Origin of the sequence: Pseudomonas flexibilis, from assembly GCF_000802425.1 — a bacterium.
GTDB lineage: Bacteria > Pseudomonadota > Gammaproteobacteria > Pseudomonadales > Pseudomonadaceae > Serpens > Serpens flexibilis.
This window is the reverse complement of the sequence record NZ_JRUD01000001.1, coordinates 90,516-104,663: the sequence shown is the minus strand read 5'-3', so window position 1 is coordinate 104,663 and position 14,148 is coordinate 90,516. Positions and strand designations below refer to the sequence as shown.

Sequence of the window (14,148 nt, the reverse complement as noted above, 5' to 3'; positions counted from 1 at the left end):
AGCGGGCAATTATCTTTTTCGGATTTTTTCAACGATGGCAGTGGTGGAGCTGTTCTCCACCAGCCCCAGCACCTTTACCTCGCCGCCGTAGGAGCGCACGAAGTCGCCGCCAACCACACCTTCGATGCCATAGTCGCCGCCCTTGACCAGCACATCCGGGCGCAATGCGTGCAGCAGGTTCTCCGGGGTGTCCTCGTCGAAGCTGGTTACCCAATCCACCGCTTCAAGGCCGGCCAGCACCGCCATGCGGCGGTCGACGGCGTTGATCGGACGCCCCGGTCCTTTCAGGCGCGTCACCGAGGCATCACCGTTGACGGCCACGATCAGTCGGTCGCCCTGGGCGCGGGCCTGTTCGAGATAGGTGACATGGCCGGCATGCAGGATGTCGAAGCAACCGTTGGTGAAGACGATTTTCTCGCCCTGCGCACGGGCATCTTCGATGGCCAGCTTGAGTTGCTCAAGACCCAGCACACCGCGCTCGGAGCCCTTTTCGCGCTGCACCGCACGCCGCAGCTCCGGCGCGCTGATGGCTGCGGTGCCCAACTTGCCGACGACGATGCCGGCAGCCAGGTTGGCCAGCGCCGTCGCTTGGGGCAGCTCCTCACCCGCGGCCAGCGCGGCAGCCAGGGTGGAAATCACCGTGTCCCCCGCGCCGGTGACATCAAACACCTCGCGCGCCCGCGCTGGGAGATGAAGGGCCGGATGATCAGGGCGCAGCAGGGTCACGCCATGCTCGCTGCGGGTCACCAGCAACGCGCCCAACTCCAGCTCAGCCATCAATCGGTTGCCCTTGGCCACCAGGTCGGCCTCATCAGCACAACGGCCCACCACCGCTTCGAACTCGGAAAGGTTGGGAGTGATCAGGCTGGCACCGCGGTAGATGGAGAAATCCTTGCCCTTGGGGTCGGCCAGCACCGGGATGCCGCGCACGCGGGCCGCCTGGATCAGCGCCTGGTGATTCTGCAGCGCGCCCTTGCCGTAGTCGGACAGTACCAGCACCTTGACCCCGGCCAGTTGCTGCTCGACTTCAGCGATCAACGCCGCGGTATCGGTCTCGAAGGGTTCTTCGAAGTCCATGCGCAGCAACTGCTGGCTGCGACTCAGAACGCGCAGTTTCACGATGGTCGGCTGCCTGTCGATGCGCTGGAAGCGGGTGACCACGCCAGCAGCCGCCAGGCTCTGCTCCAGGCAATGAGCGGCCTCGTCCTTGCCAGTAACACCGATCAGGCGGACCGGTGCGCCTAGAGCAGCGATATTCAGGGCCACGTTGGCCGCACCGCCAGGACGGTCTTCCCGATGCTCGACCTTGACCACCGGCACCGGCGCCTCCGGAGAAATACGCGAAGTCCCGCCATGCCAGTAGCGGTCGAGCATGACATCACCGACCACCAGCACGGCGGCCTGATCGAAACGGGGCATGGACAGCTGCATGAGGACTCCAGAAGGGCGCGAAAATGCGCGCGATTCTAGCACGACGGCAGCTGAACTCAGGCCCGCTCCTCGAACTGCGTCGAATGCAGGCGCGCGTAATAGCCGTTCTGGGCCAGCAGCTCGGCATGCGTGCCACGCTCGACGATCTGGCCCTGGTCCATCACCAGAATCAGGTCGGCTTTCTCGATCGTGGACAACCGGTGGGCAATGACCAGCGTGGTCCGCCCGCTCATCACCTTGTCCAGCGCAGCCTGGATATGGCGCTCGGACTCGGTGTCCAGCGCCGAAGTGGCCTCATCGAGAATCAGCAACGGCGCGTTCTTCAACAGCGCGCGCGCGATGGCCAGGCGTTGCCGCTGACCACCCGAGAGCAACACGCCGTTCTCTCCCACTTCGGTGTCGAAGCCCTGCGGCAGCCGGTCGATGAACTCCCGTGCATAGGCCGCTTCAGCCGCCTGCTCGATGGCCTCGCGCGGTGAGCCGGCCAGATCGCCGTAGGCGATATTGTCAGCCACCGAGCCATTGAAAAGGGTCACCTGCTGGGTTACCAGCGCGATATGCCTGCGCAGATTACGCAGTCGATAATCCTGCACTTCGACACCGTCCAGCAGAATCTGCCCCTCGCTGTGCTGGTAAAAACGGGGGATCAGGTTGGCCAGCGTCGACTTGCCGCTGCCAGAGCGACCGACCAACGCAATCATCTGCCCCGGCTCCGCGCAGAAGTTGATACCCGCCAGTACCGGCTTATCTGTGCCTGGGTAACGGAAATTCAGGTCGCGCACTTCCAGGCGCCCATTCACGTGTTGGCGCTCCACCGTTCCCTGATCCGGCTCCGGGGGGGTGTCCAGTTGCTCGAAAATGCTTTCAGCGCCAGCCAGGCCCTTCTGGATGGTGGCACTGATTTCCGAGAGCTGCTTGATCGGCTTGGGCAGCAGGCCAGCAGCGGTGATATAAGCCACCAAGTCGCCCGCGGTCGCGTCGCCGCGCAGCAAGAGCACCAGAAACAGCACCAGCGACATGCCGGTGTACGTCACCAACTGCAGCGTCGGAGTGTAGATTGCACTGGTGCGGGTCATGCGCAGTTGGCGGGCGGTGTTGTTGGCGCTGGCGAGCGAGAAGCGTGTGGATTCATAGTCTTCCCCGCCGAAGCTACGCACCACACGGTAGCCATGGATAGTCTCGGAGGCTACTTGGGTGACATCCCCCATGGCCACCTGAATGCGTCGGCTCTGCTTACGGAACTTCTTGCCCGCAGTACCCACGATCACACCGATGACTGGCAGGATGGCTACCATGACCAGGGTCAGCTTCCAGTTCATCCACAGCAGGTAGGTGAAAAGAAAGACGACCGTCAGGCCCTCGCGGATCATGATCTTGATCGCCTCAGTGGCCGCACCGGTGACCATGGTTACGTTGTAGGTGATGCGCGAGATCAGGTGTCCGGAGTTGTGCTCGTCGAAATAACGGTTGGGCAGACGCAGCAAGCTGTCAAACAGCGCCACCCGCAGGTCGTGGACTAATCCAAAGGAAACCTTCGAAATAAAGTAGTTACCTAGGAAGGACCCGATGCCCTGCCAAATGGCGATGGCGACGATCATCAATGGCACCAGCTCCAGCAACCGGAAGCCCTGCAGGAACCTGATGTCAGGGAACAGCACTGCTTCGGGATTGCCCAGCCCATCGACAAAGTACTTGAGGATGCCGGCCAGCATGGGCTGGCTGGATGCGAAAATGACGTAGCCAACGATGCTCAGGGCGAAGTAACCGGTGTAGGGCTTCACGTAGCCAAGCAGGCGAAGGTAAACGGTGAGGCTGGAGGCGCCTTCGGCGCGTGAATTGAGGCTGGTCATGCGGCTAAGGTCCCGGACGGCAGGGGGCGGATTCTACCATAGGGCATCGGGAGCTCCTGCGAGGCATTTGATAGACTGCCGACCGCGACGTCGTCCGCGCTCATGCAGAACCTCTGGAGCGGGCCGATACATCTCCACACAGCAGTCAAAAGCACTTTCAGATGACCACACTCAGCGTTCTCATCCCTGTCTACAACGCGGCCCCCTACCTGCAGGAAATGCTGGATTCCGTACTTCAGCAATCGATGCAGGCCGATCAGATCGTGATTGTCAACGATGGCTCGACGGATCAGTCGCTTGAAGTGCTTACGGCTTATCAGCGGCGTGAAGGGCGGATTCTGCTCATTGATCAACCCAACGGTGGTGTCTCACGTGCGCGTAACGCCGGTCTTGAGCGCTGCGAGGGAGAGTTCGTCGCACTGATGGATGCCGACGATATTTGCATTCACAACCGATTTGAAATTCAACTGGATGTCTTGCAAAATAAATATGCAGATATTTGCGGGTCGTGGCTACAGAACTTCGGGGCCTCCAACCGCCTAAATAAATACCCGAGCCACAGCGATACATTGAAATGGAACTACTTCTTTTTTGACCGAACAATCCCAAGCGGAAGCTGCATGTTTCGCCGAAGCAGCATCAACGACACACGCTACCCTACCGACATAGCCTACGGAGAAGATTTTTCTTTCTTCCTTTCTTCGTTTATTAAAAACCCTAAAATTCAGCTAACCAACATTCAAAGAACACTAATCCGATACCGAATACACTCAACCCAAGCAAGCCAGCATTTAAAAAAACAGAACATCACAAACCTGCAGCTTATTCAGGAGCGACTCCTGCCCCACCCGAAAGGCACCTCGCTGGAGAAACTCCTGCCTCTGCACTTTAAAATCTGGAAGCATCAGCAGGCTTTGACTGAGGGTGAACTGTCGCTCTACCTACCGTTAATGGCTTTCTGGAGCGATTGGCTCAGCCAGGAAGCACAAGCACCTTCACCTGCCGCCAGCCACTGGCTTGCCTTGATGAAGCGCCACCGCTCCGCTGGTAGCGGCGCGTTAAAACAGATCCGCCAGTACGCTCAACCTTACGTGCCCGCCTGGCGAGGTATTGCGGAACGGCTCATTGCCGGGTTTCGCTAGGAGCTACCGAGCATTTCGCAAGCGCTTGTTTACCGCACGCAGGATGCGGGGGATATGCTCTCTATCAGCCGCACCTTTGCCTGCAGCAACATAGCTATTCAGAAATAGCTCGAAGTAGCACGAACTCCCCTGCTGCCGTGTCAGCCGATAGCCAAACTGGATCAGATTGCGTCGCTGGGCGTATCTTCGCCGCAACATAGGCGCTCGGACAGTACGGTCGTTATCGAAAAGTACTAGTCGCCCCTGCCCATTCAGAGCCAAATTGGGAGTAATACAATCCCCATGGACAAATCCTGCACAATGGAACCGGTTTAACTCACTCGCCACCTGACTCAGTAGCGCCTCCTTATGCTCCCGATTCAGGTCAAGCATCTGCTCATAAAGGTTGAGATAACGACACTCCGCACTAACGAACACGTCCACCGGCCAACCAGCCGCCGAGCGGCGCCGCACAGCCAACACGGGAACCGGACAATCAAATCCTGCTAAGAGCATTGCCCGCGACACTTTCAGGGTAGCCAGCGCCCGTGAGGGCCGCAGTAGCCATTTCAGTGACGAGAATGTTTTCCGTACCAGGCTGTTCACCTCACTGGCACGGTAAATCACTTTAACGAAAACAGCTCCCTTCGACGTCTCGGCACGCCAGACCTGCCTAGAAGGCAGATTCACAACACGCTCGCCAACGCTACTAGCCAACCATTCATCGAGCTCGATGAACATATCTTCCCATCCGGCCAGCACTTCCCCCCGCCAGCCTTGGGCGGTAAAAGATGAGTAACGAAGCATACTAACCTTCCGTCAATCCGAAGCTGTGAGTAGCTGTCGGTATTTACGCCGATACTCCTCAATGGAGTGCGTTACACACAGATACTGGTAACACCGCTCGCCCTGTTCCCGAAGCTGGTCTTCAGTGAATTCTAAGGAGTCCCGCAGACATTCGGCTAGCCCATCCGCCTGACCAACAGGGAAGATTCCGCCACCACAACCCTCGAGAATTGGCAACAGGGCCGGAATATCGGAACCGATTACCGGTAGATGGCCGCTCATACCCTCCAGCAAGGCAAGGGGCAATCCTTCACTCAAAGATGGCATTACAAATACGTCGAATGCTTTAACATAACGCAGCGCTTGTACCCTAGAACCCAACAGGAATACTCGATCGTGCAAGCCAAGTCGCTCGCTGGCCGCCTCCAACTCCGCGCGGCAAGCCCCCTCGCCAATGATGGCGACGTTAGCCTGCGGAAACTCATCCTTGATGAGAGCAAAAGCCTCAAGCAAATGAATATGCCCCTTCACCGACACTAGGCGGCCAATCGTGCCGAATAGAAAACTTCCCTCAGGTAAACCCAGTTGGCGGCGGGCATATTCACGCGTCAACTGCATGCGCTCGGCAGCAGCAATATCGATCGCATTATCGATCCGCACACAATTACGCTCATCAATACCTAAATTCGCGCGCAACAAATACTCGCGCACTGCTTGAGATACAGCAACAACGTAGCAGTTCTCACGTAGTAGGCGTCTCATTTCGCGCTTGCGGTAGGAGCGATCAAAATCACCAATACCGTGCTGTATGCCGATCACGCGTCCGAAGCGCAGCCAGCGATTCAGCTGCAGGAATAGGCTCATCGGTTTATACCGATGCGCTACCACCATATCGAACCGCTCCTGCTTGCAAAACCGATAAAGGCGCCAGAGAACCCGCAAACGCGAGCCCCTGAGCCATGCGTCCGGAAAACCGAAACAGATATTCTCTATCCCGCCATCCCTATAACCGGACGCACACGTCTCACCGCACAGGAAGGCATTCGTCACTTCGAAATTGACTGGTAGGCTACGAATAATCTCATCCGCAAGGACACAATCGTTTTTTTTATGGAGCTGAACTTGAAGTACTTTAATTTTTCGCATGATCAGCACCCGATCGGAAAAACCTCTTCCCTACCAGCTCCAGCCAGAACAACAAAGGCCTTGAGAGCTATGGAGGGAAGATTAGAACAAAAACCTCAGAGCGCCAGCCCAGTACCAAACACTCAAGGAACAAGAGATACGAGCAACCCCTTTATAGTCTTCCGATTCCAGCCGCGAATAGGCAACGACCAAACCAGCTCCCTGGCAAATTCCTTATCCACACGAGCCGCACTTCTAATCATACTATTCTTATAGCGAAAAACAGCCTGCTCATATAACGGATGATCTTTAAAAATACCATAGGTCTTCAGCGCGCTCTCCGCCATAAACCTAAGCTTTTTGTATGTATTGTCATTATGCTTCCTGTATTTTGAGAAAAACTCAGGAATGCTATCTATCGTATATCCGGCGTGTGTTACTTTAAGCCATATCTGCAAGTCTTCTAGAGGAATTTCAGGATCAAAACCACCGACGTCATAGAAGGCGGAACGCCGAATCATCATTGTTGCCGCAGGGGGAAATGGCTTTTTGCTCAAAAAGACATCTTCGAAATTTAGCGACATGAACTCATGGCGCCTTCGCTCTCTACTACTAAGCCTTAACTGCTTCCCACTCGAATCAATTGGCAAGATATTTCCAGAACAAATTCCGACTAAAGGCTTCCCGCGCATATACTCAACTTGTCGCTTAATTCTTTCGGGAAGCATTACGTCGTCAGAGCCAAAGGCAACCAAATACTCGCCAGAACTCCTGGCGAACGTCTCATTTAGCGTCCTGGAAAGCCCTTTATTCTCTTGGACACGAAAATCAAAACCGTACCTCCCCTGAATCTTCGATATAACCTCAACACTATCATCAGAAGACCCATCATCAACGACCAAAAGCTCAATATTAGGCCAAGACTGATTTAGAATGCTTAATATGCACTCCTCAACATAATTTGCATGATTAAAGCATGAGACAACAACAGTAACCAACGGAAGACTTTCCACAATATCCTCGAAATATATAACCGAGAAGACAGCCCCACTTAGAGCTACTTAAATAAGAATTTAATGGCTTTCCTAGTATAAGATAACTTAAATATCGCGCGCCAGTCTGTCTTTAAAGCCTTTCGATAAAACTCCCACGCCTTTTCTTTTTCCCCCGCACGAGAGAACGTTCTAAAAAGCGTCAGGTACCGCTTTACAATGAATGGCCTTCGCAACACTTGCATAGTTTCAGGGAGGCGCTGAGTATCGAAAACCTCCGCAATGAGCTTCTCTCCCACCTGCAGCCCATAATCGAGATTGTGGCGCAGACTGTCTTCGTGTTTATAGATATAAGCTAGGGACTGAGCGAGGGTCGTGCACGGGTAAGATGCCAGCACCTGCGCGAATACGGGAATGTCTTCCACATTACGGAAATGGCTTGGATACAGCCCTCGCTGGAATACATCACGATGCATGACGCAAGCACCGTTGGAGATATTCAGCGTCTGGTCTATGAGATAGGCCCGGACCCGATCCACTGGCCGTGATGGTAGTGCCGGTGGCACGCGGGTACGCCGCCTCCCGTTGGGGTAGATTGCTTCGCTACCACCGATGACCAGACGAGTGTCCGGGTTTCGTTCGATGTGCTGCCGGATAGCTGCCAGCGCTCCCGGTGCCATCTCATCATCCGCATCGAGAAAGATCAGATAATCCCCGCGCCCCTCGGCTATGCCTCGATTGCGAACCGAGGCAAGACCGCCATTTTCCTTGCGGATACCGATAAATTTCCCAGGATGGCGCTCAGCCAGGCGCTGCATCACTTCGGGAGTTTCATCTTTCGAACCGTCATCAATGATGATCAGCTCTGAGGACTCGTCAAGCTGGCCAATGACCGACTCAGCAGCACGCTCCAGGGTCTTTGCATAGTTGTAGGCAGGGATAACCACGCTAACCAGCTTCCCTGGAGTGCCCTTATTCTCATTCACGGTGACCGCTCCTCTTGAATATCTGTCCGGCTTAGCCATCGACGTAATGGGGAAGCCGCGCATCAATCACGCTGAAAGCCGCTGCATCTGCTCGCCAGTTCTCCAGCACTCGGCGCCGATCCTTCTCGTACGCCCTCCTGAACCGGGCTCCCCAGCGGTGATACCGCATGGCATCCAGATCGATCATCACCCAGTGGTCCTGATCCCACAGCAGGTTGGTGTCCTTGAAATCGCCATGGCTGATGCGCTCGTGCAGCAGCGTTGCGAACAGTTGTTCGAGGGCGTTCACTTCGGGCTCGGGAGGGACCGTGTGAGCGTCTGGCTGCAGGTGATGCAGCAGGTCGGGCAGCGCACGAAATTCGGTGATCAGGTAGCTGCGCCCGCGCAATCCGCAGCAACGATTTTCGATGACAGCCAGGGTACGGGGAGTGGGAATGCCCAGGTACTCCAGACGATGACCGGATATCCAGCAGCGCCAGGCGCGGGTCGGCACCAGGCAACGGCGCAGCCAGTGCCGCCAGCCGAGCAGGTTGTAGCGTTTGATAACCACCGGACCGCTGTCCGTTTCCACCCGCACCACGGTGGTGGTATCACCAAGCTTGAGGGGTTTGCCACCAGCCATGGCGGCCTCGGGGTCAGCAAGAATCGCGGACAGCCGTCCCGCCTCGCCGTTGACCACTGCGGTGAGTCCACCGAGTCCACGGCTGACCTGCACGTGCTTGCCGGTGCGCCCCAGACTACGGATAAACCCGCGCATACCCTCACGCCGCATGCGCCGCGAGATGTCCAGCAGGCGCTCAAGCGGCAGAGCATGTTCTCCGTTGACCAGCAGGTAATGCACCAGCAGTTCCTCGAAGAACGGTTCGGCGCGCACCGGCAGCTGCGCAAAAAAACGGCCGAGGTCATCCAGCACCCGGTCGCGTGAAAGGGGTGTACCGGGCGTCTGAGCACGGATGGCCCCTGGATCTCGCCACCAGGTTTCACCGGCACCGCTCTGCAGCTGATCCAGGCCTGGCCGTTCGTGCCACAGGCCCTTGGCGTGAAGCGTCGCCAACGCGGCAAGCCCCGCGCCCAGGACTTCCTGCTGCCGTTCCGAAATCAGCAGCTCGTCGGCCACTCGCCGCCAACGGGCATCCAGGGCTTCGGCATTTTCGCGAGCCTCGTACAGCAGCCAGCCGCCCTGCCCCGCCTGCATACCCTCCGCGAGCAGGCGCGGCCCGGCCATGCCCTGGGCTGATAACAGTCTGGCGCCCTCACGCTCGCGGCGGAAACGCTCCGCAGCATGCCGCCCGATAAGCAGACGGGCCTGTACTGGCCCACTGCGCCAACGCCCCTGCGCCACGTAGGCTTCGGACCCCGGCGACAGCCAACGCTCGACACGCAAAAGGCCCGGCCCTGCTGCGTCGGCCAGCTCCAGTTCCAGCGGGGTCGAGGGGGTACTGCCGGAGCCGGCCAATTCGTGCAGCTTCAATGGACAACAACCTTATGTCTGAACACCGGGTGCGTATTTTCGCCGATACCGCTCCAGCAAACGAGCCGCCTTGCGCTCCAGCCAACTGAGCAGGCTGGCCTCCCGGATCAGGATGTCGCGTAACGGCTGGCGAAAGTAGCGCTTGAGGAAGCGCAGCTTATCATTGCGCGTCAGCCCGATGTGCAAGGCAGAGAAGTACAGCCCGGCCAGGTCCTTGTCGCGCCAGCGCAGTGGAACCCGGCTGCGCACCTGGGAGCGGTGCAAATCGATCACCGACAGGCGCAGATTGTCTGGGGCAGGTGGACAGTCCGTGTGCAGCAGGAAGTGGCACAGGTAGCAGTCGCGGTGATTGAGCCCCGCCCCGTGCATGCCACGCAGCGTATCCGCCACCCGGTCAATCAGCGCCCGCTTGAGCGGCAGGGGCGGAGGCGTACGCTCCCAATCCTGGCAGTAGTCTTCGAGGCTGATGGTCGGAGCCAGCTCTTCGGTAATCAGAAAGGAATGCTGACGTGCAGGATTGAGCCCGCGACGCCCGTAGCCGACGGGCTTCAGGGTCGGGATGCCGGCCTGCTCCAGGCAGCGGATGGCCAACAGTTCCTGGCGGGCCCCGAGCACCGGCAACCGGAAGCTCAGCAGATTCTTGAAGATTTCCCGCCAGCCGATGCCGCGATGGATCTTGACGAAGTAAGCCGCCCCATCGAGCTCCACACGGAACACTACTCGGCCTTCCTTCTGCCTATAAACGGGACCGTCCAGCGCCTCGACTGCAACGAACGGGTCCTTGCCGGCCCATAGGTTGTTCAAGGGCTCGGCAAGAAAAATGTCTGCCAACATCCACCTCCTGATCAGCACTCCCCTGCGTATAGCCAAGCCTAGACCAGGCGATTTGATGGGAAGTTCGATGTAAAGGCGACCAATGATACACCGCACCACACTGCGATACAGAATTGACCGCCGCCACTTCCTGTGAGCGAGTCAGACACATAGGGCACCGGCAGACGCACGCGCCCCATCTGGTCGATTGCCGATTAAAGTCCAGCAGGGAGCATGCGCACGTGAAGCCGGGCACGAAACGAAGCAATAAGATGCCTGGCGGGCCGCTTGACCGGGCAGGGAGAAAGCGGGGCGTTCAGTCGAGCCCGCATTGCGCGGGCCCGGTTGTGGCTCAATCGGCGAGAATCACATCCGCCGCACGCTGCGGCATCGAATAAAGATCTGCGCTGTCCGCGTAGCTCAGGCCATTGGCCGACCAGCGCTGACGAGCCTGATCATCCTCCAGCATCTGCGCCAGGCACTGATTCAATTGCGCCTGCTGGAAGGGGCTGGGCAGCACCCGGCCGGCGTCTGCCTCGGCAATGTAGTGGGCGTAACCGCAGACATCGGTAACCAGTACCGGCAGCCCGGCGACCAGCGCCTCCAGCAGCGCGGTACCGGTGTTCTCGTGGTAGGCAGGGTGAATCAGCAGGTCGGCGCCGAGCAGGAAGCGCGGCACATCGCTGCGCCCACCGAGGAACTGCACCCGCTCGGCAATGCCCAGCTGGGCCGCCTGGACCTGGAACGCCTTGGGATTGTCCTGGCCGATCACCAGCAACCGGGTGCGCGCCCGCAACGACTCGGGTAACGCAGCCAGTGCTGCCAGGCTGCGGTCCAGCCCCTTGGTCTTGAACCCTGAGCCAAGCTGAAGAACCAGCAGATCGTTCTGGCCGCAGCCAAACTCCTCCCGCAGCTGCGCGCGGAGCGCTGCGGCATTGTCTGGCGCCCGCCGATCCGGTGAGATGCCCGGAGGCAGCAGGTGAAAGCGCTCGGCGGGGGTGCCGTAATGCCGGATGAACAACGGCTGCTGAACCTCGGATATCATCAGGATCCGGGTTTGCGCCTCGGCGGTGAACACCGCCCGCTCGGTTTCCGAAAAATGCCGGTAGCGGCCGCCAAGACGGCTCAGCCAGCCCTTGCCGGCCATCTTGGCGGCATAACAGCCATCGGCGGCGTAATAGACGTCCAGCCCCGGCATCTTGTTGAAGCCCACCACGCGGTCCACCGGGTCGCGGGCCAGATCGGCAGATACCCAATCGATGTATTTCTGGTTACGGCTGTGGTTGCTGAACGCCTTGACCGGCACACGGCGCAGCTCGAAGCCTTCCGGCACTTCGCCGTCCCAGGACAGGCAGTAGACCCGCACGGCATGGCCACGGCGCTGGCATTCCAGGGCAATGCGCAGGAAGTCGCGCTGCAGGCCACCAAACGGGAAGTACTTGTAGAGCAGGAAGGCCAGGCGCATTCAGGGGTTCTCCGCCAACAGGCGCTGCAATTCGGGATACACGCGCACCGCATCCAGCCCCTCGAAACAGGGCTTGTCGCGGTCGCCGCTGCCGGCGTTCGGCCCGCTGGCGCACAGGTGCACCTGACCCTTGCCGTAGGCGCCGACGCGGCCGGGGCGGGTCGGGCCGTAGAGGGAGATGCTCGGCACATCCAGCGCCGCGGCCAGGTGGCCGAGGCCGGTGTCCACCGCCACGCAGGCGCGGGCGCCGGCCAGTACGCGGGCGACGCCGACAATGTTCAGCCTGGGCAGCACCTCGACGCCGGGCAGACCGGCGGCGATGCGTTCGGCGCGGGCCTTTTCGCCGGGGTTGCCCCACGGCAGGCGGATCGCCCAGCCGTCGGCGCTCAGGCGCTCGGCCAGGGCACGCCAGTCGGCTTCCGGCCAGTGCTTGCTGGACCAGGTGGTGCCATGCAGGAACACGATGTAGGGGGTAGCGGACGACTCGGCCAGCGCGGCGCGGTCCAGACCATAGTCGCCGATCGAGTCGGGCAGCGGATAACCCAGCGCCTGGGCGAACAGCTGGCGTACTCGTTCCAGGGCGTGCTGTTCCTTCGGCACGTGGAAGGTGCGGTCGTAGAAGCGGCTGGCCAGCGGCTCGCGGGCTGAGTCACGGTCCAGGCCGGCCACCGGCGCGCGACAGTAACGGGTCAGCCAGGCGCTTTTCAGCAGGCCCTGGGCATCGATCACCAGGTCGTAGTCGCCCTCACGCAGGCGCTGCTTGAACTGGCGCCACTCGCCATTCTTTAAGGTTTTCCACAGGTTCTTGCGCCAGCGGCGAATCGCTACCGGGATCACCTGCTCCACCGCCGGGTGCCAGGCGGGAATCTCGGCGAAGCCCTCCTCAACCACCCAGTCGAAGCGGATGCCGGGAATGGCGCGCGCGGCATCGGTGAGCGCCGGCAGGGTGTGGATGACGTCGCCCATGGACGACGTCTTGATCAGCAGCACCTTCACTCATTTCACCTCGACCGGCTGCGGCACCAGGCGATCCAGCGCCTCGATCACCGCGCGCGGCTTGAGCTGGCGCAGGCAGTCGTAGTGACCGAAGCGGCAGGTGCGCTCAAAGCAGGGGCTGCATTCCAGACCCAGGCGCACGATCTCCACCTGCTCGGCCAGCGGCGGGGTGAATTGCGGCGAGGTGGAGCCGTACACGGCCACCAGCGGGCGATTCAGCGCCGCCGCCACGTGCATCAGCCCGGAGTCGTTGGACACCACCGCCGTGGCGGCGGACATCAGGTCGATGGCCTCGGCCAGCGAGGTCTGGCCGGCCAGGTTGCTGACTTCCTCGCGCAGGCCGGGAATCAGCCGCTCGCGGATGGTCTCACCGCCGGGATGGTCGTTCTTCGAGCCAAACAGCCAGACCTGCCAGCCTTCGCGGATCTTGACCTCCGCCACCTTGGCGTAGTGCTCGGCCGGCCAGCGCTTGGCTTCGCCGAACTCGGCGCCGGGGCACAGCGCCAGCACCGGACGGTCCAGGGTCAGGCCGAATTTTTCCAGCGCGGCGGCGCGGCTGGCCTCGTCGATCTGCAACGACGGGCGCGGATAGGGCTGCGGGAGCTCGGCGCCCGGCGCGTAGGCCAGCGCCATGAAGCGCTCGATCATCAGCGGGTAGCGCTGCTTGTCGAGGAGGCGGATGTCGTTGAGCAGCCCATAGCGCATCTCGCCCTTCCAGCCGGTGCGCCTGGGAATACCGGCAAAGAACGGCACCAGGGCGGACTTCAGCGAGTTGGGCAGCAGGATCGCCTGGTCGTATCGCCCCTTGAGAGACTTGCCGATACGCCGGCGGGTGGCCAGCTCCAGCACGCCATGGCCGAGCGGAAAGCTCAGGGCCTCGCGCACCTCGGGCATGCGCTCGAGGATCGGCCGGCTCCACTCCGGGGCCAGCACGTCGATGGCGCAATCGGGGTGTTGCTGCTTGAGACAGGTGAACAGCGTCTGGGCCATCACCATGTCGCCGACCCAGCTGGGTCCGATGATCAGAATGTTCATACTAGGAATTGTCCCCGTAGGGTGGGTCAGCCGCGCTCGCGGCGTAACCCACCAAGGATGTCGCCAGGCATCCATTG

12 protein-coding genes are annotated in these 14,148 nt (G+C 59.9%); 1 reads left to right on the top strand and 11 read right to left on the bottom strand.

Features of this window, described 5'->3' with window-relative positions:
- Positions 1–9: 9 nt before the first annotated feature.
- Positions 10–1,431, bottom strand: coding sequence for a bifunctional D-glycero-beta-D-manno-heptose-7-phosphate kinase/D-glycero-beta-D-manno-heptose 1-phosphate adenylyltransferase HldE (gene hldE, locus SF06_RS00430; protein WP_039559247.1), 1,422 nt, complete (start codon positions 1,429–1,431; stop codon positions 10–12).
- A 56-nt stretch (positions 1,432–1,487) separates the two neighbouring features.
- Positions 1,488–3,281, bottom strand: a complete 1,794-nt coding sequence (gene msbA / locus SF06_RS00425) for a lipid A export permease/ATP-binding protein MsbA (protein ID WP_039559246.1) — start codon at positions 3,279–3,281, stop codon at positions 1,488–1,490.
- A 161-nt stretch (positions 3,282–3,442) separates the two neighbouring features.
- On the opposite strand from msbA, the gene SF06_RS17680 reads away from it, so the two are divergent.
- Positions 3,443–4,423 (top strand): glycosyltransferase family 2 protein, encoded by a 981-nt coding sequence (locus SF06_RS17680; protein ID WP_052199661.1) that lies wholly within the window; start codon positions 3,443–3,445, stop codon positions 4,421–4,423.
- Positions 4,424–4,426: 3 nt separating this feature from the next.
- Here SF06_RS17680 and SF06_RS17870 read toward each other — a convergent pair whose 3' ends face one another.
- From SF06_RS17870 to waaF, 9 genes are all read right to left on the bottom strand, one after another.
- Entirely contained in the window at positions 4,427–5,209 is a 783-nt protein-coding gene (locus SF06_RS17870) for a lipopolysaccharide kinase InaA family protein (protein ID WP_076380887.1), read from the bottom strand.
- Positions 5,210–5,221: 12 nt separating this feature from the next.
- Entirely contained in the window at positions 5,222–6,334 is a 1,113-nt protein-coding gene (locus SF06_RS00415; RefSeq protein ID WP_039559307.1) for a glycosyltransferase, read from the bottom strand.
- A gap of 122 nt (positions 6,335–6,456) precedes the next feature.
- A complete protein-coding gene (locus SF06_RS17865) occupies positions 6,457–7,329 on the bottom strand; it encodes a glycosyltransferase (RefSeq protein WP_076380889.1) in 873 nt (290 codons plus the stop codon).
- A gap of 41 nt (positions 7,330–7,370) precedes the next feature.
- A complete protein-coding gene (locus tag SF06_RS00410; RefSeq protein WP_234703287.1) occupies positions 7,371–8,291 on the bottom strand; it encodes a glycosyltransferase family 2 protein in 921 nt (306 codons plus the stop codon).
- Between the two features lie 31 nt (positions 8,292–8,322).
- Positions 8,323–9,762, bottom strand: a complete 1,440-nt coding sequence (locus SF06_RS00405; protein ID WP_039559245.1) for a lipopolysaccharide kinase InaA family protein — start codon at positions 9,760–9,762, stop codon at positions 8,323–8,325.
- Positions 9,763–9,774: 12 nt separating this feature from the next.
- A complete protein-coding gene (gene rfaP / locus SF06_RS00400; protein ID WP_037008740.1) occupies positions 9,775–10,596 on the bottom strand; it encodes a lipopolysaccharide core heptose(I) kinase RfaP in 822 nt (273 codons plus the stop codon).
- 331 nt (positions 10,597–10,927) lie between these two features.
- Positions 10,928–12,040: a glycosyltransferase family 4 protein gene (locus SF06_RS00395; RefSeq protein WP_039559240.1), complete on the bottom strand. Its 1,113-nt coding sequence runs from the start codon at positions 12,038–12,040 to the stop codon at positions 10,928–10,930.
- Complete coding sequence (rfaC, locus tag SF06_RS00390; RefSeq protein ID WP_039559238.1) at positions 12,041–13,036, bottom strand: lipopolysaccharide heptosyltransferase RfaC; 996 nt, start codon at positions 13,034–13,036, stop codon at positions 12,041–12,043.
- Positions 13,037–14,071: a lipopolysaccharide heptosyltransferase II gene (gene waaF, locus SF06_RS00385; RefSeq protein ID WP_039559237.1), complete on the bottom strand. Its 1,035-nt coding sequence runs from the start codon at positions 14,069–14,071 to the stop codon at positions 13,037–13,039.
- Between the last annotated feature and the right edge of the window lie 77 nt (positions 14,072–14,148).

What these genes read in the sequence shown, in the direction of transcription:
- SF06_RS00395 (WP_039559240.1), bottom strand. Translation starts at nt 12,040, where the DNA reads ATGCGCCTGGCCTTCCTGCTCTACAAGTACTTCCCGTTTGGTGGCCTG.
- SF06_RS17870 (WP_076380887.1), bottom strand. Translation starts at nt 5,209, where the DNA reads ATGCTTCGTTACTCATCTTTTACCGCCCAAGGCTGGCGGGGGGAAGTG.
- hldE (WP_039559247.1), bottom strand. Translation starts at nt 1,431, where the DNA reads ATGCAGCTGTCCATGCCCCGTTTCGATCAGGCCGCCGTGCTGGTGGTC.
- msbA (WP_039559246.1), bottom strand. Translation starts at nt 3,281, where the DNA reads ATGACCAGCCTCAATTCACGCGCCGAAGGCGCCTCCAGCCTCACCGTT.
- SF06_RS00415 (WP_039559307.1), bottom strand. Translation starts at nt 6,334, where the DNA reads ATGCGAAAAATTAAAGTACTTCAAGTTCAGCTCCATAAAAAAAACGAT.
- waaF (WP_039559237.1), bottom strand. Translation starts at nt 14,071, where the DNA reads ATGAACATTCTGATCATCGGACCCAGCTGGGTCGGCGACATGGTGATG.
- SF06_RS17680 (WP_052199661.1), top strand. Translation starts at nt 3,443, where the DNA reads ATGACCACACTCAGCGTTCTCATCCCTGTCTACAACGCGGCCCCCTAC.
- rfaP (WP_037008740.1), bottom strand. Translation starts at nt 10,596, where the DNA reads ATGTTGGCAGACATTTTTCTTGCCGAGCCCTTGAACAACCTATGGGCC.